Below are 26898 nucleotides of genomic sequence, written 5' to 3'. Positions count from 1 at the left end.
GGCCTGCCCCTTTCGTAGGATCGGGGCATGCCTTCGAACGCCGCCGACAAGAACGCCGCCCCGCCGCTCCCGGAGCCCCTCCGGGTGCCGGTCGCCGACTCCCACACCCACCTCGACATGCAGGCGGGCACCGTGGACGAGGCGCTCGCGAAGGCGGCCTCCGTGGGGGTGACCACGGTCGTGCAGGTCGGCTGCGACGTGGCCGGTTCACGGTGGGCCGCCGAGACGGCCGCGCGGTACGACGCCGTCCACGCGACCGTCGCCCTGCACCCCAACGAGGCCCCGCGGATCGTCCACGGCGACCCTGACGGATGGTCCCGGCAGGGTGCGCGCACGCCGGGCGGGGCCGCCGGGCTGGACGAGGCCCTCGCCGAGATCGACCGGCTGGCCGCGCTGCCGCAGGTCAAGGGAGTCGGCGAGACGGGACTCGACTACTTCCGCACCGGGCCCGAGGGCAAGGAGGCGCAGGAGAGGTCGTTCCGCGCCCACATCGAGATCGCCAAGCGGCACGGCAAGGCCCTGGTCATCCACGACCGCGACGCCCACGCCGACGTGCTGCGCGTACTGAAGGAGGAGGGCGCCCCCGAGCGCACCGTCTTCCACTGCTACTCCGGCGACGCCGAGATGGCGGAGATCTGCGCCGGCGCCGGGTACTTCATGTCCTTCGCCGGCAACGTCACCTTCAAGAACGCCCAGAACCTGCGCGACGCCGTGGCCGTCGCCCCGGTGGAGCTGCTGCTGGTGGAGACCGACGCGCCGTTCCTGACGCCGGTGCCGTACCGCGGACGGCCCAACGCGCCGTATCTCATTCCGGTCACGGTGCGCGCGCTGGCCGCCGTACGCGGCAGCGACGAGGACGCGCTGGCGTCGGCACTCGCCGCCAACACGGCACGGGCGTTCGACTACTGACCCGTTGCCGGGCGTCACCGATTCACCCGAACACGACTCTGGGTAGTCGCGTCACTTTGGAGAGTGACCGTCGCTCCGCTAGGTTCTGGGGGCCCGATCCGGACCCCTCTGGTCCCTCTGGACCCCTTCGGCCCCTGGAGCGTGTCGGCGTGAGCAACTCGCAGTACCAGACGTTCGAGGCGTACGGCACGCAGCCGGCCCTCGATCCGCGCACCGACCTGCACAACATGGAGACGTCGGCCTACGGCGGGTACGTACCGCCCCCGGCCTACGAGGCGGCGGCACCTCCGGCGTACGAGGACACCTACCGGCCCGCCTACGAGGTGCCCGAGGCGGTGCTCCCGCGTCCGGCGGGGAGCGTGACCGGAGCGGACCCGACCGAGCCGGGCGCGCGTGCCACGACGGGTCGGAGGGCCGGGGCCCGCGCACGTCGGGCGCGGTGCACCGAGCGGGTCGACGGCACCGTGCGGCGGCTGCTTCCGCAGGCGCTCGTGGTCGCCTTCCTCGCCGGCGGCACCACCGCGTTCGTCGCCGAGGACAAGGCGATCGAGCTCAGCGTCGACGGACGGCCGCGCACCCTGCACACCTTCGCGGACGACGTCACCGAACTGCTCGCCGAGGAGGGCGTGCGGGTGCGGGCCCACGACGTGATCGTGCCCGCTCCGGGCGAGGCGCTCGCCAGCGGCGACGAGGTCGCGGTGCGCTACGCGCGCCCCGTGCGGCTCATGCTGGACGGTCAGCAACGCGAGGTGTGGACGACGGCGCACACCGTGGAGGGGGCGCTTCAGCAGCTGGGGGTGCGTGCGGAGGGTGCTTATCTGTCCGCCTCGCGCTCCCGTCGCATCGGGCGCGAGGGGCTCGCGCTGGACGTGCGCACCGAGCGCTCCGTGACGGTCATGGCGGACGGCCGGGCCCGCACGATCCGCACCAACGCGGCCACCGTGCGCGAGGCCGTCGCGGAGGCCGGGATCACCCTGCGCGGACAGGACGCCACGTCCGTCGCGCCGGAGAGCTTCCCGCGCGACGGGCAGACCGTCTCCGTGCTGCGGATCACCGGCACGAAGGAGATCCGGGAGGAGCTGATCCCGTTCGAGGTGGAGCGGACCGCGGACCCCTCGCTGTTCCAGGGGACCGAGGTCGTCGAACGGCCCGGACAGCCGGGGCTGCGGCGGGTCACGTACTCCGTCCGCACCGTCAACGGCGTCCGGAAGAAGCCCCGGTGGGTCGGGACCGAGGTGGTGCGGGAGCCGCGGGCGCAGGTGGTGAAGGTGGGCACGAGGCCGCTGCCGGCCGCCGTGCAGGGCGCGGACCAGCTGAACTGGCAGGGGCTCGCGGCGTGCGAGTCCGGGGGGCAGCCCGGGGCGGTGGACGCCTCCGGGACGTACGGCGGGCTCTACCAGTTCGACACGCAGACCTGGCACAGCCTCGGAGGGACGGGACGGCCGCAGGACGCGTCGGCGTCCGAGCAGACGTTCCGGGCGAAGAAGCTGTACATGCAGCAGGGGGCCAGTCCGTGGCCGCACTGCGGGGGACGGTTGCACGGCTGAGCCCCCCGGCCGCCGGTCGGCCCGCTGGTCGGCCGTGCCGGGTACCGCCCGTACCCTTGTCGCGTGAGCAGCAGCCCCACCCCCGACGCCCTTCTCGGCCCCGCCGACGTCCGCGAACTCGCGGGCGCCCTCGGGGTGCGCCCCACCAAACAGCGCGGTCAGAACTTCGTGATCGACGCGAACACGGTCCGCCGTATCGTCCGCACCGCCGAGGTCCGGCCCGACGACGTGGTGGTGGAGGTCGGCCCGGGACTCGGCTCGCTCACCCTCGCGCTGTTGGAGGTGGCCGACCGGGTCACCGCCGTCGAGATCGACGACGTACTCGCCGGCGCGCTGCCCGCGACGGTCGCGGCCCGGATGCCGGCACGGGCCGACCGGTTCGCGCTGGTCCACTCCGACGCGATGCACATCACCGAACTGCCCGGCCCGGCCCCCACCGCCCTGGTGGCGAACCTGCCGTACAACGTGGCCGTACCGGTGCTGCTGCACATGCTCAGCACCTTCCCGAGCATCGAACGCAGCCTCGTGATGGTCCAGGCGGAGGTCGCCGACCGGCTCGCCGCCGCACCCGGCTCGAAGGTGTACGGCGTCCCGTCGGTCAAGGCCAACTGGTACGCCGACGTCAAGCGGGCCGGCTCCATCGGCCGCACCGTCTTCTGGCCCGCGCCGAACGTCGACAGCGGGCTCGTCTCGCTGGTGCGGCGGGCCGAACCGATCAAGACCACGGCGTCCAGGCGTGAGGTGTTCGCCGTCGTGGACGCCGCCTTCGCCCAGCGCCGCAAGACCCTGCGGGCCGCGCTCGCCGGCTGGGCCGGCTCGGCCGCCGCCGCGGAGACCGCCCTCGTCGCCGCGGGCGTCTCGCCGCAGGCCCGCGGGGAGGCCCTGACGGTCGAGGAGTTCGCGCGGATCGCGGAGGCCGCCGTGACGCGGACGACGGCCACCCCCGAAGGAGAGTCCGAATAAGTGAGCGTGACGGTACGCGTCCCAGCCAAGGTCAACGTCCAGCTCGCGGTGGGCGCCGCCCGTGCCGACGGGTTCCATGACCTGGCCAACGTCTTCCTCGCGGTCGGTCTCCACGACGAGGTCACCGTGACCCCGGCCGACGAGCTGCGCATCACCTGCTCGGGACCGGACAGCGACCAGGTGCCCCTCGATCGTACGAATCTGGCGGCGCGGGCGGCGATCGCCCTCGCGGGGCGCCGCGGCCTGGACCCCGCCGTACATGTCCACATCACCAAGGACATTCCCGTCGCCGGCGGGATGGCGGGCGGCAGCGCGGACGGCGCGGGCGCGCTGGTGGCGTGCGACGCCCTGTGGGGGGCCGACGCCTCCCGCGAGGAACTCCTGGACATCTGCGCCGAGTTGGGCAGTGACGTGCCGTTCAGCCTGGTCGGCGGGGCGGCGCTCGGAACCGGACGCGGGGAGAAGCTGCGGACCCTGGAGGTCGGGGCAACCTTCCACTGGGTGTTCGCGATGGCGGGACGCGGGCTGTCGACGCCGGCCGTGTTTCGTGAGTTCGACCGGCTGGCGCAGGGGCGGGACGTCCCCGAGCCCGTCGTCTCCCAGGAGCTGCTCGACGCCCTCGCCAAGGGCGACCCCGACGCCTTGGCCGCCGCCGTCTCCAACGACCTCCAGCCCGCCGCCCTGTCCCTGTTCCCGGAGCTCGCCGGCACTCTCGCGGCCGGCCGGTCGGCCGGCGCCCTCGCCGCACTGGTCTCGGGCTCGGGCCCGACCACGGCGTTCCTCGCCCGCGACGCCGGGTCGGCGGCGAAGGTGGCGGCGGCGCTCGGAGCGTCGGGCACGTGCCGCACGGTGCGTACGGCCGCGGGGCCGGTGCCGGGCGCGACGGTGGTGGCGGGGGCCTGAGGCCCGTCCGACCTGCGCCGGGGAGGTCCGTCCGCCCCGGCGACTACCCTGGAGGGTCGATCGTCCCCCCTGTCAGGAGAGAAATGGCCGTCAACCTGGTCAATGTCGAGAACGTCAGCAAGGTGTACGGCACTCGTGCCCTCCTCGACGGCGTGTCCCTCGGCGTCTCCGAAGGGGACCGGATCGGTGTGGTCGGGCGGAACGGCGACGGCAAGACGACCCTGATCCGGATGCTCGCCAAGCTGGAGGAGGCCGACACCGGGCGGGTCACGCACTCGGGCGGGCTGCGGGTCGGCGTGCTCACCCAGCACGACTCCCTCGACCCGTCCGCCACCGTCCGCCACGAGGTCATCCGCGACCTGGCCGACCACGAGTGGGCTGGAAACTCGAAGATCAGAGACGTGCTGACCGGGCTGTTCGGCGGGCTGGACCTGCCGGGCTTCCCGCAGGGGCTCGACACCGTCATCGGTCCGCTCTCCGGCGGCGAGCGCCGCCGTATCGCGCTCGCCAAGCTGCTCATCGACGAGCAGGACCTGATCGTCCTCGACGAGCCCACCAACCACCTCGACGTCGAAGGCATCGCCTGGCTTGCCAAACACCTGCGTGAGCGCCGTTCGGCGCTCGTGTGCGTGACCCACGACCGGTGGTTCCTGGACCAGGTCTGCACGCGCATGTGGGACGTCCAGCGCGGTGACGTCTACGAGTACGAGGGCGGCTACTCCGACTACGTCTTCGCGCGCGCCGAGCGTGAGCGGATCGCCGCCACCGAGGAGACCAAGCGGCAGAACCTGGTCCGCAAGGAGCTGGCGTGGCTGCGGCGCGGTGCCCCGGCCCGTACGTCCAAGCCGCGCTTCCGTGTCGAGGCCGCCAACGAGCTCATCGCGGACGTGCCGCCGCCCCGGGACAGCAGCGAGCTGATGAAGTTCGCCTCGTCGCGGCTCGGGAAGACCGTCTTCGACCTGGAGGACGTCACCGTCCAGGCCGGTCCCAAGGTGCTGCTCAAGCACGTGACCTGGCAGCTCGGGCCAGGTGACCGTATCGGCCTGGTCGGGGTGAACGGCGCCGGGAAGACCTCGCTGCTGCGGGCCATGGCCGAGGCGTCCTGGACCGACGGTGAGACGCAGCCCGCGGGTGGCCGGGTCGCCGTCGGCAGGACCGTCAAGCTCGCCTACCTCTCCCAGGAGGTCGGCGAACTCGACCCGAACCTGCGGGTGCTGGAGGCGGTCCAGCGGGTGCGGGAGCGCGTCGACCTCGGCAAGGGGCGCGAGATGACCGCCGGGCAGCTGTGCGAGACGTTCGGGTTCAGCAAGGAGAAGCAGTGGACGCCGGTCGGTGACCTGTCGGGTGGTGAGCGGCGCCGGCTTCAGCTGCTGCGTCTTCTCATGGACGAGCCCAACGTGCTCTTCCTCGACGAGCCCACCAACGACCTCGACATCGAGACGCTGACCCAGCTGGAGGACGTGCTCGACGGCTGGCCCGGCTCGATGATCGTCATCTCCCACGACCGGTTCTTCGTCGAACGCACCACCGACCGAGTCTTCGCCCTGCTCGGCGACGCCACCCTGCGGATGCTGCCGCGCGGCATCGACGAGTACCTGGAGCGTCGCCGCCGGATGGAGGAGGCGGCCGCCGCCTCCGCTCCCACGCCGGTCGCCGGCAAGGCCGTACCGGAGAAGAGCGCCGCCGACCAGCGCGCCGCCAAGAAGGAACTCCAGAAGATCGAACGGCAGTTGGACAAGGTCTCCGAGAAGGAGGCCAAGCTGCATGCCCGAATCGCGGAGAATGCCACCGACTTCGCGAAGGTGGCGGAACTGGACGCCGAACTGCGCGACTTGGCCGGCGAGCGGGACGAGCTGGAGATGCGGTGGCTGGAACTCGCCGAGGATGCGTGAAGGGTGCGTGAAGGCGCATAACGGGGGCGTCACGGGCCGGTTCTCCCTTGGGAACAGGGGCGGAACCGGCCCAGTGCGTTGTCGGTCCCGGGTGATAGAAAGAGCCGTCTGAGAAGTTTCTGAGTACGACTCTGGGTCCATTACGTACCTCAGGGCGTGGCTAGAAATCAGTGATTGAACGGGGGAACACGCTGATGACGCAGCCGCCCAACCAGCCGCCACAGGGCGGTTTCGGAGCGCCGCAGGACCAGCCGCCGCAGGACCAGCCGCCGCAACCGCAGCAGCCACAACCACAGCCGGCACCACCGCAGCAGCCGCCGCAGGCACCCGCGCCGCAGGGCGGATTCGGGGCGCCGCAGACGCCGCCGCCTCCGCAGGGCCCGCCGCCCGGTGCCCCGCAGCCCGGTTACGGCTATCCCCAGCAGCCGCCCGCCGCCCCGCAGTCGGGGCCCTACGGCCAGCAGGGTCCGTACGGTCAGCCCCAGCCCGGCCCCTACGGCCAGCAGGGTCCGTACGGTCAGCCGCAGCAGCCGGGACCTTACGGTCAGCCCCAGCAGCCGGGTCCGTACGGACAGCCGCAGGGATACGGCTATCCGGCGCAGCCCCAGTTCCCGGGCGCCCCCGGCACCCCGCCGCCCGGCTCCGGGAACCGCTTCAAGGGGAAGACCGCCATCGTCATCGGCGCCGCCGTGGCCGCGCTGCTCGTCATCGGCGGGACCGTGTTCGCGGTCACCAGCGGCGGTGACGACGGTGACGACAAGAAGCCGGTCGCCGAGAAGAGCGACGACTCCAAGCCCACCACCTCCGAGTCCCCGGTCAACCCCGGCGACGGCAGCGGCGCCGGCGGCGAGGACCCGGAGAACCTCAACGAGGGCCGGCAGGCCGGCGAGTCGAAGGTGCTCTGGTACAAGGAGGCGCCCGACGCACCCGGTGACGGCGCCGACGCCGCCGGCATGTGGATCACCGACAAGACCGCGGTGAAGTCGGCGTACAAGCAGGTCGTCGCCTACAACGTCGGCGACGGCAAGCCGACCTGGGCCCCGATCACCTTCCCGCAGAAGATCTGCGCGGTCACCTCGCAGAAGACGTCCGACGACAAGATCGTCGTCGCGTACATGAACGGCACCACTGACCGTGCCAAGTGCAACCTGCTCCAGCAGATCGACCTGAACACGGGCGACAAGGGCTGGACCGCCAAGGTCGGGGACGGCGAGCTGTTCGACAGCGCGCTCCAGGTCGAACTGAGCGTCAGCGGCGACACGTTGATGGTCGGCCGCTCGCAGTCCGGCACCGCGTACGACGTACGGACCGGCAAGAAGCTGTTCGACAAGAAGAGGTACGGCGAGTCCTGCTTCCCGACCGCGTTCTCGGGCGGCGCCCGGCTGGTCGCCGTCGCCTCCTGCGACGCCGCCGGGACGAACGAGCACGACGAGGTCCAGGAGCTGGATCCCAAGACCGGCAAGGCCAAGTGGACCCAGAAGTTCGACAAGGGCTGGAGAGTCTCGCGGGTCTACTCCGCCGACCCGCTCGTGGTCTACAGCACCAACGACGACAAGAAGTCGTGGAACATCTCCGCGTTCACCGCGGCGGGCAAGTTCCGCTCGCAGGTCGGCTTCGACGAGGACTTCGCCCCCAACTGCGGTCTGGCCATCATCGCGCGTGACCTTCAGGGCTGCGAGGGTGTGGCCGCCGACGCCGACACGCTGTACCTGCCCACCGAGGCGACCAGCGGGCCGAACGAGATCGTGGCGATCAACCTCTCCACCGGCAAGGAGAAGTGGCGCGTCAAGTCGCCCACCGACGAGTCGATGGTCCCGATCAAGGTCGAGGGCGGCAAGCTCATCGCGTACGTGGAGCCCTCGTACTCCGCGGGCGGGCGGATCGTGTCGATCCTGACCGGCGGCGGCAGCCACACCCCGGCCAAGCTGCTGCAGAACCCGCAGGGCACCGCGCAGATCGAGAGCGGCTTCTACTCGAAGGACGTCGACTGGGTCGGCGGGCGCTTCTACCTCTCGACCACGCGGCTGTCCGGCAACGAGGACACGAAGGAGAAGTTGATGCTCGCCTACGGCAAGTAACCCCTTCTCCCCTCTCCTTCCTCTCCTTCCGCTGTCGTCGCCCCCGCCATCGAGGTGCTCACGTCATGACCCAGCCGCCCCCTCCTCCACCCCCCAACGAGCCGCCGCAACAAGGGGGGTTCGGCCCGCCGCCGACCACTCCGCCGGTCCAGCCGGGTCCGCCGGCCGCTCCGCCGGTCCCGCCCGGTGGTCAGCCGCCGGCCGGGTACGGCTATCCCCAGCAGCCGCCGCCTCCGCAGCAGCAGCCTCAGCAGCCTCCCGGGTACGGGTATCCCGGGCAGGCCCCCCAGCCTCCGCAGGCTCCTCCGGGGTACGGGTATCCCGGCCAGGCGCCGAACCCGTACGGGCAGCCGCCCGGTTACGGCTACCCGCAGGCGACCATGCCGATGCAGCCGCAGCCGGGGCAGCCGGGGCAGCCCGGACAGCCCGGCAAGCGGGGGTTCAACGCGCAGGTCATGATCATTGTCGGTGCCGTCGTGGCGATCGCGCTGATCGTCGGCGGTGGTGTCTGGTACGCGTCCTCGTCCGGTGACGACAGCGGGAAGAAGGACGACACCGCGAGCTCCAACGGCGCCACCGGCGGCAAGGACGACGCCAAGGAGGGTGACGGCGGCGACGGCGCCGACGGCGGTGCCGGCGGCACCACGTCCACCGAGCCGGTGGAGAAGGTGCCCGCCAACACCGCCTCCAAGGTTCTCTTCCAGGTCCCGGCGCCCAAGGTCTCCAAGGACAGCACGATCGCCACGGCCGGTTCCTGGCTCACCGACACGGTGTACGCCAAGAGCGGCATCGCCGAGATCGTCGGCTACGACCCCGACAAGGGCACCAAGCTGTGGACGATCAAGCTTCCCGGCCCGGTGTGCCAGGGCAGCAACCACACCAGCGACAACAAGACGGCGATCATCTACCAGCCCGAGATGCCGACCAAGGCCGAGCCCTCGCACGGCTGCAGCCAGATCGCCGGGATCGACCTCGCCGCGGGCAAGAAGCTGTGGACGAAGACCGCCACCTCCGGTGACCAGCCGATCAGCTTCAACAACGTCACCCTCAGCGGCAGCACCGTCGCCGTGGGCAGCTCCAGCGGCGGCGCCGCCTTCGACATCGCCTCCGGCAAGCAGCTGTGGGCCCCGAAGCCGACGGACACCTGCTTCGACTCCGGATACGGCGGCGGCCCGAAGCTGGTCGCGGTCCGTCGGTGCGGTTCGTACGACTCGGCCGAGCTGCACATCCAGACCATCGACCCGAAGTCGGGGAAGGTGATCTCCGAGTACAAGATGGGGGCGGGCATCGCGTACGCCAGCGTCGTGTCGACCGATCCGCTGGTCGTCGCCGCCGACGTGGGCGAAGCCGCGAAGGACGGTAGCGGGATCTCGGACTTCTTCTCCATCGACAACAAGACCGGCAAGCTGCGCACCCGGATCTCCGCGCCCAGCGACCAGTACGCGGCCAAGTGCGACGGCATCACCAAGGTCGAGGAGTGCCACCAGATCGCGGTCGGCAACGACCGGCTCTACCTGGCGACCGAGGAGCACGACGGCAGCGGCGAGTTCAGCGACACCAACGAGATCGTCGCGATCGATCTGGCGACCGGGAAGCAGACGGGGCAGCGGGCCGACGCGGGGGACGACTACACGATCATGCCGCTGCGGATGGACGGCACCAACATCATCGCGTACAAGCGTCCGCCGTACGACAAGGGCGGTCAGATCGTCAGCATCGACGGCGGCTCGTTCAAGGAGACCAAGCTGCTGGAGAACCCGGCGACCAAGTCCGTGCGGGACGCGGAGACCAGCATGTCGCCGGACTACTCGGAGTTCCTGTACGCACAGGGGCATCTGTTCATGTCCTCGGTGTACGCGAGTGATCTGACCAGCTCGGACGACAAGGAGTATCTGGTGCTTGGGTTCGGCGCGAGCTGAACGTAGCCGGTCTGGTTGACCGGTTCGGTTGACCGGTCCCGTTGACCCGTCGGTGTGGCTGCGGCCCCGTCCCTGAAAAGGGACGGGGCCGTTCGCGTCGGGGGCGGGGCTGCTTGGCTCGGGGGCGGGGCGCGCGCATATCGTTCGTCAACCTCGAATGAGATGATTTTCGGCGATCCGGGGCACTTCTCACCGGTAGGGGAAGCGCAACGTCGAACAAGCGTGTAGCTTCCGGGGGCATGAAGGGCGGGGGGCCGGGAGGGGGCTTTCTGTCCGGGTGAACCGGTGGGCATCCGTCGTGGGCAGCCATAGGGTCCATGAGGTCCATCAGGTCCATGAGGTCCATGAGGTCCATTGGAGGCTGTGGGCGTTGTGGAGACAGGGCGCTGTGGGCGTGGGTGCTGTGGGGGACTGCGGGGAGTGGGGGGTTACTCGATGGGAGTTCGGCTCATGGTGGTCGACGACCACCGATTGCTTGCCGAGGCGTTGGCCTCGGCGTTGAAGCTGCGGGGGCACCGGGTGCTCGCCGCGGCGGCGCCCGCCGCGGGTGCGGCGGAGTTGGTGATCAGCCGGGCGCCTGAGGTGTGCCTGCTGGGTACGGCGACGCCCGCCGAGCCGGGGATGTTCGACCCGGTGGTGAGGATCAAGCGGGAGCGGCCGCAGGTGGCGGTGCTGGTGCTGGGGCCGGTGCCGAGTCCTCGTGGGATCGCGGCGGCGTTCGCCGCGGGGGCGTCCGGTTATGTGCGGCACGACGAGCGCATCGAGGGTGTCGAGCGCGCGATCATCAAGGCTCGGGCGGGGGAGGCGGCGGTTGCTCCGCAGCTGTTGCAGGGGGCGTTCAGCGAGCTGCTGAACCCGGCGGCTCAGCCGGACGACGAGGGGCAGCGGCTGCTGCAGATGCTGACGCCCCGCGAGGTCGAGGTGCTGGTCCGGGTCGCCGACGGTGAGGACACGCGGTTGATCGCGGCGGGGATGGGGATCGCGCCGTCCACTGCTCGTACGCATGTCCAGCGGGTGTTGATGAAGCTGGGGGTGGGGTCGCGGCTGGAGGCGGCGGCGTTGGCTGCGCGGACGGGGTTGTTGGATCGGGCGGGGCCGGTGGCGCGGGTGTCTTCTGTGGGGGAGGGGCCGGAGGAGTGACGGGTGCCTCCGGCGGTGGGGCGGGGTGCGTGCGGTGGCCTGCGGGGTGGCTGTAGCAGGGGCTCGGTGGGGTGGGTATCTGCGGGTTCGGTGGGGTGCATGCCTGCGGCGCCTGTGCGGGTTCGGTGGGGGTGGCTGTAGCGCCTGCGGTTCGGGGGTGGGTTGGGGCCGGGACGGGGGTGTCCGTCCTCGGAACGTCGCGGAATCGGTTTCTTGGTGAGGGGGCGGTGTTGACGCGACAACCGCTGCGGGCGGACACCCCCGTCCCGTCCCCTTCCCGCCGTGGGCGAGTAGCGGCCCTGTCCGCCCCGTCCGGCCGTGATGGCCGAGGGTCAGTCTCCTGACCTGCGGCCACAGTCTGTGGCCTTGAGCCCGTGCGTCGCCGGTGGGTGGCGTCTCGTGGGCAGCCCCTCCTCTGCTGCCCTGAGCCCGTCCGTCTTCCCGGGTGAGGAGGAGGGGCCATTCCTCGTTCCTTGTCCGGCGTCTGCGGGTGGGAGGGAGCCAGGCCGTCTCGCCCGCCGCCCTGAGCCCGTTCGTCTTCGGGGGTGAGGAGGAGGGGCCATCCGTCCTGAACGCCCTCGTCCCTCGGGCGTGGGGCACTTGGCCTCACGCTGGCGAGGGACCCCGCGGGAGAGGGCGCCTCGCCGTCTCGCCCCGACCCACCCGCGGCGGGCGCGCCCGGTCCCGGAAGCCGGGGCGCGGGGTGCCGAACAGCCTTCCCGGCAGCGGGGACTGGGCGGAGCCCTCAGGCGGCCTCGACGGGAGCGGGCGGTACGGAGGCTACTGCGGGGGCTCGTTGGGGGCTGGGGGTGGGGGAGCCGTGGGGCGGAGTTTGAGCCAGACCAGGAAGAAGACGCCCAGGGCGAGCATGGCCAGGCCCGTCCAGAGGTTGATGTTCACGCCCTGGGCCTTGGCTATGGCCGCGTCGTCGTCGGTGAGGCCGGCGAGGGTGACGATGACGCCGTACAGGACGAACAGGCCGCCGATGATGCGGCGGATGTCGAAGAGGCGGGCGGCCGTCGCGGACTTGGTCTGTAGTTCGGAGACCTCGCGCTGGATGTTCTGGTCGGGGTGTTCAGACATGGTTTCTCAATCCTCCCGCGGTCAGAACGAGAACGGGATGTAGCAGGCGGCCGCCAGGATCACCGCGCCCCAGCCCAACAGGGCCGGCTTGCGGTACCAGGCGTCGTCGCCGGCGGCCGGCGGCTCGGACATGCCCGGGGACCGTGTGCCGTAGACCAGGCCCTCGAGTTCCTCGGTCGGCTTGGGGGACGTGACGAGGGATACGGCGATCATCACCACCGCGCCGGCCACGAAGCCCGCGATCGCCGACACGAAGTTGGCGCCCTGGTCGGAGGGGATGTCGATGATGTCCCGCTTGTAGAGGACGAAGTAGTTGACCATCGCTGCGGTCGTGCCCGCGAGCAGACCCCAGAAGCCGGACTTCATCGACGCGCGCTTCCAGAACATCCCGATGATGAAGACGACGAACATCGGGACGTTGAAGAAGGAGAACAGCGTCTGGAGGTAGCTCATGATGTTCGAGAACGAGGAGGCCAGGAACGCCGTGCCGATCGAGGCGAGAACGCCGATCGCGGTGATCAGGCGGCCGAAGCGTACGTAGTACTCGTCCTGGCGGTCCTTGACCACGTACTTCTGCCAGATGTCGGTGGTGAAGACCGTGTTGAAGGACGAGATGTTGGCCGCCATGCCCGCCATGAACGCGGCCAGCAGACCGGTCACCGCGATGCCGAGGACGCCGTTGGGCAGCAGCTGTTCCATCAGGTACGGGATCGCGTCGTTGTACTGGAGGTCCGAGCCTGGTGTGCCGATCTTCGGGACCAGGACCGCCGCCACCAGGCCCGGGATCATCACCAGGAAGACGATGAAGATCTTGGGGAACGCGGCGATGAGGGGCGTTCGCTGGGCCGCCGACAGGTTCTTCGCCGACAGGGCTCGCTGGACCTCGGCGAAGTTGGTCGTCCAGTAGCCGAAGGACAGGACGAAGCCGAGACCGAGCACGATCGTCAGCCAGTTCGCGCCGAGCGGGTTCGGGTCGCCGATGCCCGTGCCGCCCCAGGAGGTCATGAAGTCGGCGCCGTGTGTCCTGGTGAGGGAGTCGGACAGCCCGTCCCAGCCGCCGACCTTCTTCAGGCCGAGGACGGTGATCGGGATGAGGGCCGCCAGGATCACGAAGAACTGGAGTACCTCGTTGTAGATCGCCGAGGAGAGACCGCCGAGGGTGATGTAGGCGAGCACGAAGAAGCCGGCGACCACGATCGCCACCCACTGCGGCCAGCCGAGCAGCGCCTCGACGATGATCGCGAGGGCGTAGAGGTTGACGCCGGCGATCAGGATGGCGGCGAAGGCGAACAAGATCGAACTGAGCAGGTGGGCTGCCTTGTCGAAGCGCAGGAGGAGGAACTCGGGGACCGAGCGGACCTTGCTGCCGTAGTAGAAGGGCATCATCACCAGGCCGAGGAAGACCATGGCCGGGATGGCGCCGATCCAGTACCAGTGCGTGGTGTAGACGCCGTACTGCGCGCTGTTGGCGGCCATGCCGAGGATCTCGGTGGCGCCCAGGTTGGCGGCGACGAACGCGAGACCGGTGACCCAGGCGGGCAGGGAGCGGCCCGAGAGGAAGAAGTCGAGGCTGGTCTTCACGGAGCTGCGGGCGGCGAACCCGATGCCCAGGACGACGACGAAGTAGATGCCGAGGATCGTGTAGTCGAGCCAGTTCGTGGGGAGCCGCAGGTCGGCTGCCAGGTCTATCGCCTGGTGGGTGGGGGTTTGCATAAGCACTCGCTTCGTTGCGTGAACTGATCCGTAGCGGAACCTATGCCTCCGAGTTCAGTTGATGAACACTTCTGTTGACGCTCTTTGTTTGATTGTGATGTTGACGATCATGGTGGGTTGTGTTCCAATGTGTTTGGTTCTGTTTGGTGATTGAGTGGCTCGAATAGGGAGTCCGCAGTGAAGAAGACCTCGACCCGGCTGGCGGACGGTCGCGAGCTCATCTACTACGACCTGCGGGACGATGTCGTCCGGGACGCGGTAGACCGGCGGCCGCTGGAGCGGACCGTCACCACCTCCGAGGTGAGGCGGGACCCGCTGCTCGGAGACTCGGTCGCCATCGCCTCGCATCGGCAGGGGCGCACCTACCACCCGCCGGCCGACGAGTGCCCGCTGTGCCCCTCGCAGGGTGAGCGGCTGAGTGAGATCCCGGACTCGTCGTACGACGTCGCGGTCTTCGAGAACCGTTTCCCCTCGCTGGCCGGCGACTCCGGCCGCTGCGAGGTCGTCTGCTTCACCTCCGACCACAACGCGTCCTTCGGAGACCTGACCGAGGAGCAGGCGGGGCTGGTCCTGGAGGCGTGGACCGACCGGACGTCGGAGCTGTCCCATCTGCCCTCCGTGCAGCAGGTGTTCTGTTTCGAGAACCGGGGTGCCGAGATCGGCGTGACCCTGGGGCACCCGCACGGGCAGATCTACGCCTACCCGTTCACCACCCCCCGCACCGCGCTGATGCTGCGGTCGGTCGCGGCCCACAAGGAGGCGACCGGCGGGGAGAACCTCTTCGACGCCGTCGTCCTGGAGCAGGAACTCGCCGGTGAGCGGGTCGTCCTGGAGGGCGAGCACTGGGTCGCCTTCGTGCCGTACTCGGCGCACTGGCCGTACGAGGTGCACCTGTACCCGAAGCGCCGGGTGCCCGATCTGCTCGGTCTCGACGAGGCCGCGCGCACAGAGTTCCCCAAGGTCTATCTGGAACTCTTGAGGCGCTTCGACCGGATCTTCGACGGTCCGGGTGGAGAGAGGGAAGGGGCGGGAGAGCCGCCGACGCCGTACATCGCCGCCTGGCACCAGGCGCCGTTCGGCGCGCTGGAGGAGTTCGAGGGCGTCAGCCGTGACGACTTCGCGCTGCACCTCGAGCTTTTCACCATCCGTCGTACGTCCGGCAAGCTGAAGTTCCTCGCGGGCTCCGAATCCGGCATGAACGTGTTCATCAACGACATCCGGCCGGAGGCCGCGGCACAGCGACTGCGGGAGGTAGCGAGTTCATGAGCGGTAAGTACCTGGTCACGGGTGGTGCGGGGTACGTCGGCAGCGTGGTCGCCCAGCATCTGCTGGAGGCGGGCCACGAGGTCGTCGTCCTCGACAACCTCTCCACCGGCTTCCGCGAAGGGGTGCCGGCGGGTGCCTCCTTCGTCGAGGGCGACATCCGTGACGCCGCCAAGTGGCTGGATTCCACCTTCGACGCCGTCCTGCACTTCGCCGCCTTCTCCCAGGTCGGCGAGTCGGTCGTGAAGCCCGAGAAGTACTGGGACAACAACGTCGGCGGCACCATGGCGCTGCTCGGGGCCATGCGGGAAGCGGGCGTACGCCGGCTCGTCTTCTCCTCCACGGCCGCCACCTACGGCGAGCCGACCGAGACCCCGATCGTCGAGTCGATGCCGACCCGGCCCACCAACCCGTACGGCGCCACCAAGCTGGCCGTCGACCACATGATCACCGGTGAGGCGGCGGCCCACGGGCTGGGCGCGGTGTCGCTGCGGTACTTCAACGTGGCCGGTGCCTACGGGGCCCACGGCGAGCGGCACGACCCCGAGTCGCACCTGATCCCGCTGGTCCTCCAGGTCGCCCAGGGCAGGCGCGAGGCGATCTCCGTCTACGGCGACGACTACCCGACGCCGGACGGCACCTGTGTCCGCGACTACATCCACGTCGCCGACCTGGCCGAGGCCCACCTCCTCGCCCTGCGGGCCGCCACCCCCGGCGAGCACCTGATCTGCAACCTCGGCAACGGAAACGGCTTCTCCGTCCGTGAGGTCATCGAGACGGTCCGCCGGGTCACCGGCCACCCGATCCCCGAAGTCGTGGCCCCTCGTCGGGGCGGCGACCCGGCGGTCCTGGTGGCGTCGGCCGACAGCGCGCGCGAGAAGCTCGGCTGGAACCCGTCCCGCGCGGACCTCACGGGGATCGTCGCGGACGCGTGGGACTTCGCGCAGCGGCGCGGCAATCAGTAACCGGTACGTACGGAAGGTCAGGGGTCAGGGCAATGAGCGAGGCTGTCGCAGGGGCTGTCGCCGAACGGTTCGAGGAGCTGTACGGGGCGGGCCCCGAGGGGGTGTGGGCGGCGCCGGGCCGGGTCAACCTCATCGGCGAACACACCGACTACAACGACGGCTTCGTGATGCCGTTCGCCCTTCCGCACATCGCGGTCGCGGCGGTGTCCCGGCGCGATGACGGCGTACTGCGCCTGCACTCGGCGGACATCGAGGGCGGTGTCGTGGAGCTGCGGCTCGACGACCTGGTCCCGGAGTCGGACCGGAAGTGGACGGCGTACCCGGCGGGTGTCGTCTGGGCGCTGCGCGAGGCGGGCCACCCGGTCACCGGCGCGGACGTCCACCTGGCGTCCACGGTGCCGTCCGGCGCGGGCCTGTCCTCCTCGGCGGCGCTGGAGGTCGTGGTCGCGCTCGCCCTGAACGACCTGTACGAACTGGGGCTCAAGCGCTGGCAGTTGGCCCGGCTGTGCCAACGCGGTGAGAACGTGTACGTCGGGGCCCCGACCGGGATCATGGACCAGACCGCCTCCGCCTGCTGCGAGTCGGGCCACGCCCTGTTCCTCGACACCCGTGACCTGTCCCAGAAGCAGATCCCCTTCGACCTGGCCGCCGAGGGCATGCGCCTGCTGGTCGTCGACACCCAGGTCAAGCACGCCCACAGCGACGGCGAGTACGGCAAGCGCCGGGCCGGCTGTGAGAAGGGCGCGGCCCTGCTGGGCGTCGACGCGCTGCGGGACATCCCCTACGCCGACCTGGACGCGGCGCTGGGGCGGCTCGGGGACGAGGAGGAGGTGCGCCGCCTGGTGCGCCACGTCGTCACCGAGGACGAGCGGGTGGAGAAGGTGGTCGCCCTGCTGGAGTCCGGTGACACCCGGGCGATCGGGCCGGTCCTGGTCGCGGGGCACGCCTCCCTGCGCGACGACTTCCGTATCTCCTGCGTGGAGTTGGACCTGGTCGTCGACACGGCCCTGGCCTCCGGCGCGCTCGGCGCCCGGATGACGGGCGGCGGGTTCGGCGGCTCGGCGATCGTGCTGGCGGAGGCCGCCGAGGTCGACACCATCACCAAGGCGCTCCAGGAGGCCTTCGCCGCGGCCGGCTTCACCGCGCCGCGGGTGTTCGAGGCGGTCCCCTCGGCGGGGGCGCGTCGCCTGCGCTGAACCCCCGTTTCCACACGTCAGCCCCGTGCTCCCGAACGAGCGCGGGGCTGACGCTCGTTCAAGAGGAACAACGGAAAATCGATCCTGCGCGTGGTGTTTGTGAAGGTCCTCAAATGCGCCGTCTGGTACGCCTGTTGACCATGTTGCTACTGATACGATCAATGTACTTTTCAGTAGGCTGACTGCGCGTCATGACGCGTACGGGGGGACAGTCTCTAGGGCCCCATCGCGAAGGAGAGGCTGTTGCTCTGGCCCCCGGCGCGAGGCGACTTGAAGAGAGTCTCATGACGTCATTCATCCAGGATCCGTTGTTGTGGATCCTGCTCATCGTGATCATCGCCGCGGTCTTCGCGGTGATGCGCGCGCGGAGAACCAACATGGCTCTCCGTCGCAACAACGACAACCTGCAAAGCAACCTGGTGTCCGTACAAGGGCAACTGCGCCAGGTGCAGACGGGCTACGAAACCCTCACCGCACGGCATGTGGAGGACCTCTCGGAGGTCCGGGCTGACGCGGAGTCGGACACCAAGGCCGTCCTCAAGTCGGCGATGGGCACGCTCCAGTCCCTCGCCGAGGAGCAGCAGGTGCTCCTGGACAACCTGCAGAAGGAGTACGGCGACGACTCCGGCGTGCTGGCCGACCTGATGCTGATCGACCACACCAGCAGCCAGTTCAGCCGCCGTACCAAGGGCATCTCGGTGCTGTGCGGCGGCTGGCTCGGGCGTCGCGACGAGAGCGCCTCCGTGTACGACGTGGCCCGCAGCGCCCAGGGCCGGATCAAGGACTTCTCCCGGGTCCGGGTCAACGCCCAGGTCAGCATCTCCATCACCGGCAAGGCCGTCGAGCCGGTCGCCGTCGTCCTCGCCGAGCTCCTGGACAACGCGACCAAGTACAGCGCGCCCCAGTCGCCGGTGGAGATCAACATCCAGGCCGTGCCGACCGGGGTGTGCCTGGTGGTCGACGACGCCGGTGTGGGCATGAGCCAGGAGACCAAGGCCCGTGCCGCCACCCTGCTGTCGCCGGACAGCACCGTCGACATCACCGGCCTCGGCGACCCGCCCAAGTTCGGCTTCGCCGTCTGCGGGATGCTCGCCGCCCGCTACGGCTTCTCGGTGTCCGTCGACTCGGTCTCCCCCTACGGCGGAGTGCGCGCCGTCATCCGTGTGCCGGAGGGCCTCTTGACCACTGACGCCCCCCAGCCCGCCGCTTCGCACCACGACCCTGAGGTGGAGGACCAGCAGGCCGAGCAGCGCGAGCGGCCCCGCGCCACGGTGCCCGCCCCCGGTCCGACGCTCGTCGTCGGCACCACGCAGGGCGGTCTGCCTCGGCGCAGAAGGCGCGACAGGCCCGTCTCGATGGTTCCCCAGCCCGACCAGGCGGCACCCGCCAAGTCGGCCTCCGACGGGGAGAACACCAGCGAGGTGACGGCATCACGTATCGGCGCGTTCGCCCGCGGAACGCACCTCGGCCGGGTCTCGAACAACACGGAAGGATCCCAGAACCAGTGAATCCCGACCTGTCGTGGGTGCTGAACGGTGTGCTCGAGGTGCGTGGGGCCCGCCATGCGATCCTGGTCTCCGCCGACGGCCTGCTGATGCAGCGCTCCGACGACATCAGCCGTGACGAAGCGGAGAAGAACGCGGCGGCGATGAGCTCCATCCAGTCCCTGTGCCGCGCCGTGTCCGGGTTCGTGGGCGGGGGCCACGGGACCTGGAAGCAGACGCTCGTCGAGTTCGACGGCGGATGGATCTTCCTCGTGGCCGCGGGCAGCGGCGCCTACCTGGCCGTATCGGCGGCCCTGGACGTCGACATGGAAGCCATGTCCTTCCGGATGCAGAAGACCGTGAGCGCGCTGCGCGAGGCGATGAGTGCCGCGCCGCGACTGAACGCCGGTGCCGACGCATGACCGGTCCCGGCGAAGAAGCTCCGGTCACCAGCGACTTCGTCCGTTCCTACGTCATCACCGGCGGACGGCGACTGCCGTCGGCGGACGACCTTGCGCTGCACACCCTGGTCACCCTGGCTCCCGACCGTGAACTGCCGCTCGGCGCCGGTCCCGAGGTCCGTGCCATCTGGGAGCTGTGCGGGGGCGGCTACCTGTCCGTGGCGGAGGTGGCCGGCCACCTGTCGCTGCCGGTAGGCGTGGCCCGACTGCTGCTGACGGATTTATTCGAACAGGGCCACCTTCTGCGCCGCTCCGAACCCACCCGCGCCCAGCTCGCTGACCGAGAGACCCTCGAGAAGGTTCTGCATGGACTCGAAACCCTCATCGTCTGAGACGGCCGCGAACGGGACGATCTATGTCTCCGACGCGGTCACCACCGCCGCGAAGATCCTGGTCGTGGGGCATTTCGCGGTGGGCAAGACGACCTTCATCGGCTCGCTGTCGGAGATCACGCCGCTGCGGACCGAGGAGAAGATGACGCAGGCGTCCGTACACGTGGACGACCTGCGGGGCGTACCCGACAAGGTGACCACCACCGTGGCCCTGGACTTCGGGCGTCTGACCCTGACCGAGGAACTCGTGCTCTATCTGTTCGGCACGCCCGGACAGCAGCGCTTCATGCAGCTGTGGGAGGACATGGCCCGCGGCGCGCTCGGTGCGCTGCTGCTGGTCGACCCCGCCCGGCTGGAGGAGACGTTCCCCGTCATCGACCTGATCGACGAGTACGGGCTCGAGTACGCCATCGCCGTCAACAGCTTCGACGCGCGGTTCTTCGACGAGACGGAGATCCGCGAGGCCCTCGACCTGCTGCCGGACACCCCTGTCGTCTACTGCGACGCCCGCGACCAGCGGTCGTCCGCGAACGCGTTGATCGCCCTGGTCCGCCATCTGCTCGATCGCGCGGCCTGATCCGCTCCCTCCCCGGCCGGGCCGCGAGGCCCAGGCCCGCAAAGGACTCCCCCCGTGGACACTCACCACTCGCCGGCCGCCCCCGGCGCCAGATGCCCCATGTTCGACGGCACCTTCACCGCCGACCCGCAGCAGATCTACGACCGGGTCCGCGCCCACGGTCCCGCGGGACCCGTGGAACTCGCGCCCGGCGTGGACGCCACCCTGGTCGTCGAGCACGAGACGGCCCTCAGGGTGCTGCAGAACCCCTCCCTGTTCGCCCGTGACTCCCGCCGCTGGAAGGCGCTGAACGAGGGCCGCGTCCCCCTCGACAGCCCCATCCTCGCGATGATGGCCTACCGGCCCAACTGCCTGTTCACCGACGGGGCCGTGCACCTCAGGCTGCGCCAGGCGGTCACCGCGAGCTTCGACCGGCTGAACATGACGCGGCTGCGCCGGGATGTCGAGCCGATCGCCGACTTCCTCATCGACCAGTTCAGCGAACGCGGCCGCGCCGACCTGGTCAACGACTACGCCAAGATGCTGCCGCTGCTGCTGTTCAACAAGCTCTTCGGCTGCCCCGCCGACATCGGCGACACCCTCACCAGCTCGCTGGGCGCCCTCTTCGACGGCATCGACGTGCAGCGCGCCAACGAGGAACTGACCGCCGGCCTGATGCAGTTGATCTCCATCAAGCGCCGCAGGCCCGCCGAGGACGTCACCTCCTGGCTCATCCAGCACCCCGCCGGCCTGACCGACGAGGAGCTCAAGGACCAACTCGTCATGCTGATGGGCGCCGGCTTCGAGCCCCAGCGCAACCTCATCGCCCACGCCCTGCACCTGCTCCTGTCGAACCAGGGCTCGGGCGGCTCGGGCATGCTGATCGAGGAGGCCATCGACCACGTCCTGTGGAACAACCCGCCCATCGCCAACTACGCCGCGCACTTCCCGGTGCAGAACGTCGACCTCGGCGGAGTGGTCGTCGAGGCGAACTCGCCGGTCGTCATCAGCTTCGCCGGCGCCAACGTCGACCCGGCCCTCAAGGAGGCCCGAGAGTCACGCAACAAGGGCGCGCACCTGGCGTGGGGGGCGGGCCCGCACGCCTGCCCCGCCAAGGACCCGGCCCTGGTGATCGCCATCGCCGCGATCGAGCGGATCCTCAACGCGCTGCCCGACCTCACCCTGGCGGTGCCGGACGAGGCTCTGCAGTTCCGTCCGGGGCCGTTCCAGCACGCGCTGGCCGCGCTGCCGGTGCGGTTCAGCCCGACCCCGGCCACCCGCATGGTCTCGGCCCTGCAGAAGTCGGCGCCGCTGCCCGAGCCCGAGCAGCCGCGTGTACCGACCGGTGCCGAGCCCGTGCAGCCGGAACAGCCCGCGCGGAAGAGGGGCTTCTGGAGCACCCTGGTCGATCTGTTCCGCGTCTGACACACCACCAACTGACGGCGGTGCACCGAGAGTCCGGTGCACCGCATGTGACGGGAGCAACACGTAGCGGCGCATGACGCGGGATAGGGGAAGGGTAGGTTCCGCAAGTAACGGAAGCGCCCAGCCATAAAGGAGCTCCGCGTGACCGCCGTTGGCGACATAAGCGGAACCACCACTGACCGTCGAGCCGTCATCTCACTTCTCCGGCGCCTGCGTTCCCCGGAAGGCCAGAGCAATCCGCTGCCCGTGTGGGACCGACTTCGCGCCCTCGGCGACGTCGTTCCCGCCCCGTGGGGCGGTTACCTGGTCACCGGGCACGACGCCTGCAACCAGGTCCTGCGCGGCAGGAACTGGCTGGTGCCGGACCTCGCCTGGCAGGAACGGCAACCCCATCCCGAACGCTGGCAGGATTCGGCGGTCCAGGCGATGAGCCGGGCCCTGTTCCGGCTCAACGCGCCGAGCCACACGAGCCAACGCCGCAGCCTGGGCAACCTCTTCGACCGTCACACCCTCGACTCTCTGGCACCCCGCATCGCGGACCACGCCCGGCGGATCGTGGACGAACTGGCCGAGCGAATACGCGACGGCGGTGAGGCCGACTTCGTCACCGTCGTCGGTGACCAGCTGCCGGTCCTCACCGTCGGAGAGTGGCTCGACATCCCCGCGCGACACCACGCGCACATCCTCGACTTCACCCACCGCCAGGTCCACTCCCAGGAACTCCTGCCCACCAAGAGCGAGTTGGCCGTCTCCCAGCAGGCGACCGCGGAGATGCGGACGTTCTTCACCGAGCTCATCGCGGAACGTCGCGCCCACCCCGGCGACGACGTCGTCTCCGGCTGGATCCGGCACTGGGACGAGCAGTTCCCCGACGACCCAGCCGCCGCCGACCGGACCGTCTACGACCTGGTCATGTTCATCACCATCGCCTCGCTGGAGACCTCGGCGACCCTGATGGCCACCGCCGTCTGGTTACTGACCCGGGACCGCGACCAGTGGGAGTGGCTGCGCCAACACCCCGAACACGTCGAGGACGCCGTCGAGGAGGCGTTGCGCTACGACCCCCCGGTGCACATCAACACCCGTATCGCCGCCGACGACACCGTCCTCGCGGGCACCCCGATCGCCCGGGACCAGATGGTCCACGTGATGTACGGCGCGGCCGCCCACGACCCACGGCGCAACGAGCACCCGGAACGCTTCGACGTCCTGCGCGGCGGCGCTCACATGACCTTCGGCGGAGGCATCCACTACTGCCTGGGAGCGGCCCTGGCCCGACTCGAAGGCCGTACGCTCCTGACCGAGCTGATGAAACGTTTCCAGACTCTGCGCCCGGTGTCCGCCCCCGCTTACGCGCCCCGGATGGTGTTCCGCCGCGTGACCTCCCTGAAAGTGACCTCAGATGACGACCCCGCCGGCCCTGCGCCCCCGCCTCTCGCTGAGAACCCTGCGAGTCCACCGGCAGGACAGTGTCCTGTTCATCGAGCTCAGCACCCCTGAGCCGGGCAATGTCGTCACCGACGCGATGCTGGACGACCTGTGGGCCGTCCTCGCCCACCAGGATCCGGACGTGCGCGTGCTCGTCCTGTCCGGTGCCGGGGACGACTTCTGCGTCGGCGGCGACCGTACCGAGATCGCCGAGCATCTGGTCGTGGACCCCGCGGGCGGTGGCGTCCGGGTCTCGGGGACCAAGGCCCGGCGCGTGAGCGAGGCGCTCACGTCCAACCCCGCGGTCACCGTGGCCCGGGTCCACGGCAAGGTGATAGGCGCCGGGTTCGCCCTGGCGCTCGCCTGCGACCTGCGCGTCGGCGCCGAGGACGCGAGCTTCCGGCTGCCCGAACTCGCCTTCGGTCTGCCCATGGCCTGGGGCGGTCTGCTGCCCCGGCTGCTCAACGAGGTCGGCCCCGCCCGCGCCCGTGAACTGGTCCTCACGGGCCGTGCCTTCGACGCTCAAGAAGCCCTGTCCCTCTCGATCCTGCACAAGGCCGTTCCCGCCGAGGAACTCGACGCGGCTGTCACAGCATGGGCCAAGCCCATCACCAGACGCCCGCCCGCCGCCCTGCGCGTCACCAAAACGATGCTCAACGCCTACACCGCCGCCACACGGCTGGCCGATCCCTCCGCCCTCGACGCCGAACTGATGGCTGCGGTCGTCGCCGAGAACGGGCGAGGAGGCGCCGACTGACTCACCCCCACCGCTTGACCAGCGTGTACTCCGTGATCCCCGGCGGATAGTCGGGGATCACGCAGACCACCTCGTAGCCCCGCTTCTGATAGAACCGCGGTGCCTGGAAGTCCCAGGTCTCCAGGCGTACGGCGGCACAGCCCCGCCTGCCGCGGGCCGTCCGCTCCGCCCGGGCGAGCAGCCGGGAGCCGAGACCGGAGCCCCGGTGGCGTTCGTCGACCCACAGATACGTCACATGCAGCCAGCTCGCCCACGTGTGACCGACGAGGCCGCCGACCAGGGCGTCGCTGTCGTCCAGCGCCCAGATGTGGAGGGGGACCTCGCGTGCGTCGGGTGTGGTGCGCAGGGCGCGCAGGACGGGAGAGGCGGCGGTGTTCGTCTCCCGCAGCCGATTCCGGAGCAGATCGCGCCGTTCCTTGTCGACTTCTGTCTCGATACGAAACATGCGGCTCACCATAAACGCGTCGGACAGTCAGTTCTGCAAATTACCTTCCGCTCTGGCCCCCCGCCCGTACTCTGATGAACAGCACCGGTGGGGGCCGGTGCTGATCAGGGGGCGAGACAGTCGGGTACGACGCCCGAATGGGGGGTAGCGGTCTCTGCACGGCGGCGGCCGTGCGGTGACGTCATCCCCAGGTGTCGTACCCGCGCTCCGTCACCATTCGCCGGACCTTGAGGTATCCCCTGCTCTTCAGGAGCTTGGGGAAGGGGGTTTCGTGGTTCGCATCCGAGTGCTGGTCGTCGACGACCATCGCATCTTCGCAGAGTCGCTCGCCGCCGCCCTGGCAGCCGAGCCCGACGTGGAGGTCTCAGCGTCGGGCAGCGGCCCGGCCGCGCTGCGCAGTCTGGAGCGCGCGGCAGCCGAGGGGCGCCGCTACGACGTGCTGCTCGTCGACGCCGACCTGGGCTGCAACGTGGCGGGCATACGGCCCGCGGTGGCTGTCCAGGAGGTGGGCGAGGACGGCCTCGTCGACGGTATCTCGCTGGTCGTCGGCGTGCGTTCCGCGCAGCCCGCCGTACGGATCGTCGTGCTCGCCGAGAAGGACGACCCCCGGCGGGCCGCGCTGGCCCTGCAGGCCGGCGCCTGCGGATGGGTCGCCAAGGACTGCTCGCTGTCCCGGTTGCTCACGGTCATCCGGGGCGTGCTGCGGGACGAGACCCATCTGCCGCCCGCGCTGCTCACCGGTGTGCTGCGGGAGCTGACGGCAGCCCGCAAGCACCGCACCGAGAGCGAACGCCTGGTGGAGTCCCTCACCCCGCGCGAGCGGGAGGTACTGCGCTGCATGGTCGCGGGCCTCGGCCGCAAGGCGGTCGCCGAGCGGCTGTTCCTCTCCCCGCACACCGTCCGCACCCACATGCAGAACGTGCTCGGCAAGCTCGGGGTGCACTCCACCCTGGCCGCCGTCGCGCTGGCCCGCCGGGCCGGTGTCGGCCCCGTGGACCTAGCCGGGGATGTTGTCGAACGGGGCGGTCAGCTGGCGTAGCAGACCCGCCAGTTCGCCGCGCTGGGCGCGGGAGAGTTCCGCGAGGATCGCGCGCTCCTGGTCCAGCAGGCCGGCCAGGGCCTGGTCCGCGCGGTCCTGGCCCTCCACCGTGAGGCGGACCAGCACACCGCGCCGGTCGCTCGGGTCGGGCAGCCGCTCCACCAGGCCCTTCTTCGCCAGCCGGTCGATGCGGTTCGTCATCGTGCCCGAGGTGACCAGGGTCTGCGTCAGCAACTGCCCCGGCGAGAGCTGGTACGGCGTCCCCGCCCGCCTGAGCGCGGTCAGCACGTCGAACTCCCAGGGCTCGAGGGCGTGCTCGGCGAAGGCCAGTCGACGTGCCCGGTCCAGGTGCCGGGCCAGTCTGCTCACCCGGCTGAGTACCTCCAGCGGCTCCACGTCGAGGTCCGGGCGCTCCCGGCGCCATGCTGCGACCAGCCGATCGACCTCGTCCTCCATGACGATCAGTGTAGTGGTTGTGTCGACGTGAAGTCTCTTGACGTGAAGTCTCTTGACATCAAGGTAAATCGGCGAGGATCCTGAGACCGTCGATCACGGTCACACCGAGGAGGCCCCATGTCCGCCGCCCCCACCTGGGACCCCGCCCAGTACCTGCGTCACGCAGACCATCGAGCCCGCCCCTTCATCGACCTCCTGGCCCGCGTCCCCGACCTTCCCACGGACCCGCCCCGCATCGCCGACCTGGGCTGCGGCCCCGGCAACGTGACCAGCCTGCTCGCCGCCCGCTGGCCTGCCGCCCTCGTCACCGGGTACGACAACTCGCCCGAGATGCTCGACCGGGCCCACGCGGAGTACGAGGGGTCGACCGCGGGCGGCGGCCGGCTCGGCTTCGCCCACGCCGACGTAGGGACCTGGGCGCCCACCCGGCCGTACGACCTGATCGTCAGCAACGCCACGCTGCAGTGGGTCCCCGGCCACGTGGAGCGGTTCGCGGACTGGGTGGCGGGGCTGGCGCCCGGTGGCACCCTCGCCTTCCAGGTGCCCGGCAACTTCGACTCCCCGAGCCACCGGCTGATGCGAGAACTCGCTCATTCCGCCCGCTGGAAGGACCGCCTGGCCGACACCCTCCGGCACGACGACGCCGTCCACACCCCGCGGTCCTACCTGGAGCGGCTGGCCGACCTCGGCTGCGAGGTGGACGCGTGGGAGACGACGTACGTCCATCTGCTGGAGGGCGAGGACCCGGTCCTGGACTGGGTCAAGGGAACCGGCCTGCGTCCCGTCCTCACCGCCCTCGACGACGATCCGGGCGCACGGGAGTCGTTCGTCGCCGAGTACCGGGCGGCCCTGCGCGAGGCGTATCCGGCCGGCGCCCACGGCACCGCGTACCCGTTCCGCCGTGTCTTCGCGGTGGCGCGCAAGAGGGTGTGACCCTGGGCGCC

Annotated in this window: 24 protein-coding genes; 20 read left to right on the top strand and 4 right to left on the bottom strand. The window is 70.2% G+C overall.

The annotated features are described in order from the left end of the window. Positions 1-27: 27 nt before the first annotated feature. The 8 genes from OHA64_RS20215 (at position 28) to OHA64_RS20180 (ending at position 11351) form a co-directional block, all read left to right on the top strand. Entirely contained in the window at positions 28-909 is an 882-nt protein-coding gene (locus OHA64_RS20215) for a TatD family hydrolase (protein ID WP_405614945.1), read from the top strand. A gap of 149 nt (positions 910-1058) precedes the next feature. After that, positions 1059-2456, top strand: a complete 1398-nt coding sequence (locus OHA64_RS20210; RefSeq protein WP_405614943.1) for a ubiquitin-like domain-containing protein — start codon at positions 1059-1061, stop codon at positions 2454-2456. Between the two features lie 63 nt (positions 2457-2519). Further along, complete coding sequence (gene rsmA / locus OHA64_RS20205; protein WP_405614941.1) at positions 2520-3419, top strand: 16S rRNA (adenine(1518)-N(6)/adenine(1519)-N(6))-dimethyltransferase RsmA; 900 nt, start codon at positions 2520-2522, stop codon at positions 3417-3419. Continuing rightward, a complete protein-coding gene (locus OHA64_RS20200; RefSeq protein ID WP_405614939.1) occupies positions 3420-4322 on the top strand; it encodes a 4-(cytidine 5'-diphospho)-2-C-methyl-D-erythritol kinase in 903 nt (300 codons plus the stop codon). It begins immediately after the preceding gene. 83 nt (positions 4323-4405) lie between these two features. Then, the gene (locus OHA64_RS20195) at positions 4406-6214 is read left to right on the top strand and encodes an ABC-F family ATP-binding cassette domain-containing protein (protein WP_405614937.1); all 1809 of its coding nucleotides are present in this window, start codon (positions 4406-4408) and stop codon (positions 6212-6214) included. A 194-nt stretch (positions 6215-6408) separates the two neighbouring features. Beyond that, on the top strand, positions 6409-8292 hold the full coding sequence (locus OHA64_RS20190) for a PQQ-binding-like beta-propeller repeat protein (RefSeq protein ID WP_405614935.1): 1884 nt from the start codon (positions 6409-6411) through the stop codon (positions 8290-8292). Positions 8293-8357: 65 nt separating this feature from the next. Further along, positions 8358-10211, top strand: coding sequence for a PQQ-binding-like beta-propeller repeat protein (locus OHA64_RS20185; protein WP_405614933.1), 1854 nt, complete (start codon positions 8358-8360; stop codon positions 10209-10211). A gap of 435 nt (positions 10212-10646) precedes the next feature. Next, complete coding sequence (locus tag OHA64_RS20180; protein ID WP_405614931.1) at positions 10647-11351, top strand: LuxR C-terminal-related transcriptional regulator; 705 nt, start codon at positions 10647-10649, stop codon at positions 11349-11351. A 780-nt stretch (positions 11352-12131) separates the two neighbouring features. Here the strand turns inward: OHA64_RS20180 and OHA64_RS20175 are convergent. Together OHA64_RS20175 and OHA64_RS20170 are read right to left on the bottom strand one after the other, a co-directional pair. After that, positions 12132-12434 carry a hypothetical protein gene (locus OHA64_RS20175; protein ID WP_405614929.1) on the bottom strand — a complete coding sequence of 101 codons (303 nt, stop codon included), beginning with the start codon at positions 12432-12434 and terminating at the stop codon, positions 12132-12134. Between the two features lie 21 nt (positions 12435-12455). Beyond that, the gene (locus OHA64_RS20170) at positions 12456-14147 is read right to left on the bottom strand and encodes a sodium:solute symporter family protein (protein ID WP_405614927.1); all 1692 of its coding nucleotides are present in this window, start codon (positions 14145-14147) and stop codon (positions 12456-12458) included. 177 nt (positions 14148-14324) lie between these two features. Between OHA64_RS20170 and galT the strand changes: the two genes are divergently transcribed. The 10 genes from galT to OHA64_RS20120 all read left to right on the top strand — a co-directional run bounded on the left by galT (position 14325) and on the right by OHA64_RS20120 (position 24014). Then, a complete protein-coding gene (galT, locus tag OHA64_RS20165) occupies positions 14325-15413 on the top strand; it encodes a galactose-1-phosphate uridylyltransferase (RefSeq protein ID WP_405614925.1) in 1089 nt (362 codons plus the stop codon). Next, on the top strand, positions 15410-16375 hold the full coding sequence (galE, locus tag OHA64_RS20160) for a UDP-glucose 4-epimerase GalE (protein WP_405614923.1): 966 nt from the start codon (positions 15410-15412) through the stop codon (positions 16373-16375). The genes galT and galE overlap by 4 nt, the downstream gene beginning before the upstream one ends. Before the next feature lie 32 nt (positions 16376-16407). Next, positions 16408-17571, top strand: a complete 1164-nt coding sequence (gene galK / locus OHA64_RS20155; protein WP_405614921.1) for a galactokinase — start codon at positions 16408-16410, stop codon at positions 17569-17571. 284 nt (positions 17572-17855) lie between these two features. Continuing rightward, positions 17856-19079, top strand: a complete 1224-nt coding sequence (locus OHA64_RS20150) for a sensor histidine kinase (RefSeq protein WP_405614919.1) — start codon at positions 17856-17858, stop codon at positions 19077-19079. Beyond that, the gene (locus OHA64_RS20145) at positions 19076-19477 is read left to right on the top strand and encodes a roadblock/LC7 domain-containing protein (protein WP_356772658.1); all 402 of its coding nucleotides are present in this window, start codon (positions 19076-19078) and stop codon (positions 19475-19477) included. The genes OHA64_RS20150 and OHA64_RS20145 overlap by 4 nt, the downstream gene beginning before the upstream one ends. Then, positions 19474-19848 (top strand): DUF742 domain-containing protein, encoded by a 375-nt coding sequence (locus tag OHA64_RS20140; RefSeq protein ID WP_389156294.1) that lies wholly within the window; start codon positions 19474-19476, stop codon positions 19846-19848. The genes OHA64_RS20145 and OHA64_RS20140 overlap by 4 nt, the downstream gene beginning before the upstream one ends. Further along, on the top strand, positions 19823-20425 hold the full coding sequence (locus OHA64_RS20135) for a GTP-binding protein (protein WP_405614917.1): 603 nt from the start codon (positions 19823-19825) through the stop codon (positions 20423-20425). The genes OHA64_RS20140 and OHA64_RS20135 overlap by 26 nt, the downstream gene beginning before the upstream one ends. Before the next feature lie 99 nt (positions 20426-20524). After that, positions 20525-21829, top strand: coding sequence for a cytochrome P450 (locus OHA64_RS20130; protein WP_405624034.1), 1305 nt, complete (start codon positions 20525-20527; stop codon positions 21827-21829). 141 nt (positions 21830-21970) lie between these two features. Further along, positions 21971-23329, top strand: coding sequence for a cytochrome P450 (locus OHA64_RS20125; protein ID WP_405614915.1), 1359 nt, complete (start codon positions 21971-21973; stop codon positions 23327-23329). Further along, positions 23232-24014 (top strand): enoyl-CoA hydratase/isomerase family protein, encoded by a 783-nt coding sequence (locus tag OHA64_RS20120; RefSeq protein WP_405614913.1) that lies wholly within the window; start codon positions 23232-23234, stop codon positions 24012-24014. The genes OHA64_RS20125 and OHA64_RS20120 overlap by 98 nt, the downstream gene beginning before the upstream one ends. 1 nt (position 24015) lies before the next feature. On the opposite strand, the gene OHA64_RS20115 is transcribed toward OHA64_RS20120, so the two are convergent. Further along, positions 24016-24471 (bottom strand): GNAT family N-acetyltransferase, encoded by a 456-nt coding sequence (locus OHA64_RS20115; protein ID WP_405614911.1) that lies wholly within the window; start codon positions 24469-24471, stop codon positions 24016-24018. 259 nt (positions 24472-24730) lie between these two features. Here OHA64_RS20115 and OHA64_RS20110 point away from each other — a divergent pair, with 259 nt between their 5' ends. Further along, positions 24731-25498: a LuxR C-terminal-related transcriptional regulator gene (locus tag OHA64_RS20110; protein WP_405614909.1), complete on the top strand. Its 768-nt coding sequence runs from the start codon at positions 24731-24733 to the stop codon at positions 25496-25498. Here OHA64_RS20110 and tamR read toward each other — a convergent pair. After that, positions 25457-25954, bottom strand: coding sequence for a MarR family transcriptional regulator TamR (gene tamR, locus OHA64_RS20105; protein WP_405614907.1), 498 nt, complete (start codon positions 25952-25954; stop codon positions 25457-25459). The two genes, OHA64_RS20110 and tamR, sit on opposite strands and share 42 nt — an antisense overlap. Positions 25955-26071: 117 nt before the next feature. Between tamR and OHA64_RS20100 the strand changes: the two genes are divergently transcribed. Then, positions 26072-26887: a trans-aconitate 2-methyltransferase gene (locus OHA64_RS20100; protein WP_405614905.1), complete on the top strand. Its 816-nt coding sequence runs from the start codon at positions 26072-26074 to the stop codon at positions 26885-26887. The last annotated feature ends 11 nt before the right edge of the window (positions 26888-26898 follow it).

The organism is Streptomyces sp. NBC_00076 (assembly GCF_045041235.1).
In the GTDB taxonomy this organism is placed as follows: Bacteria; Actinomycetota; Actinomycetes; order Streptomycetales; family Streptomycetaceae; genus Streptomyces.
Note: the sequence above shows the minus strand (reverse complement) of the source record. Positions and strands in the feature narration are given on the sequence as shown.

Excerpts from the sequence above, each read along its gene's own strand:
- OHA64_RS20180 (WP_405614931.1), top strand. The coding sequence starts at position 10,647 with ATGGGAGTTCGGCTCATGGTGGTCGACGACCACCGATTGCTTGCCGAG.
- OHA64_RS20140 (WP_389156294.1), top strand. The coding sequence starts at position 19,474 with ATGACCGGTCCCGGCGAAGAAGCTCCGGTCACCAGCGACTTCGTCCGT.
- OHA64_RS20115 (WP_405614911.1), bottom strand. The coding sequence starts at position 24,471 with ATGGTGAGCCGCATGTTTCGTATCGAGACAGAAGTCGACAAGGAACGG.
- OHA64_RS20185 (WP_405614933.1), top strand. The coding sequence starts at position 8,358 with ATGACCCAGCCGCCCCCTCCTCCACCCCCCAACGAGCCGCCGCAACAA.
- OHA64_RS20100 (WP_405614905.1), top strand. The coding sequence starts at position 26,072 with ATGTCCGCCGCCCCCACCTGGGACCCCGCCCAGTACCTGCGTCACGCA.
- OHA64_RS20150 (WP_405614919.1), top strand. The coding sequence starts at position 17,856 with ATGACGTCATTCATCCAGGATCCGTTGTTGTGGATCCTGCTCATCGTG.
- OHA64_RS20170 (WP_405614927.1), bottom strand. The coding sequence starts at position 14,147 with ATGCAAACCCCCACCCACCAGGCGATAGACCTGGCAGCCGACCTGCGG.
- OHA64_RS20135 (WP_405614917.1), top strand. The coding sequence starts at position 19,823 with ATGGACTCGAAACCCTCATCGTCTGAGACGGCCGCGAACGGGACGATC.
- galE (WP_405614923.1), top strand. The coding sequence starts at position 15,410 with ATGAGCGGTAAGTACCTGGTCACGGGTGGTGCGGGGTACGTCGGCAGC.
- OHA64_RS20175 (WP_405614929.1), bottom strand. The coding sequence starts at position 12,434 with ATGTCTGAACACCCCGACCAGAACATCCAGCGCGAGGTCTCCGAACTA.
- OHA64_RS20190 (WP_405614935.1), top strand. The coding sequence starts at position 6,409 with ATGACGCAGCCGCCCAACCAGCCGCCACAGGGCGGTTTCGGAGCGCCG.
- tamR (WP_405614907.1), bottom strand. The coding sequence starts at position 25,954 with ATGGAGGACGAGGTCGATCGGCTGGTCGCAGCATGGCGCCGGGAGCGC.
- OHA64_RS20215 (WP_405614945.1), top strand. The coding sequence starts at position 28 with ATGCCTTCGAACGCCGCCGACAAGAACGCCGCCCCGCCGCTCCCGGAG.
- OHA64_RS20195 (WP_405614937.1), top strand. The coding sequence starts at position 4,406 with ATGGCCGTCAACCTGGTCAATGTCGAGAACGTCAGCAAGGTGTACGGC.
- OHA64_RS20120 (WP_405614913.1), top strand. The coding sequence starts at position 23,232 with ATGACGACCCCGCCGGCCCTGCGCCCCCGCCTCTCGCTGAGAACCCTG.
- galK (WP_405614921.1), top strand. The coding sequence starts at position 16,408 with ATGAGCGAGGCTGTCGCAGGGGCTGTCGCCGAACGGTTCGAGGAGCTG.
- OHA64_RS20130 (WP_405624034.1), top strand. The coding sequence starts at position 20,525 with ATGTTCGACGGCACCTTCACCGCCGACCCGCAGCAGATCTACGACCGG.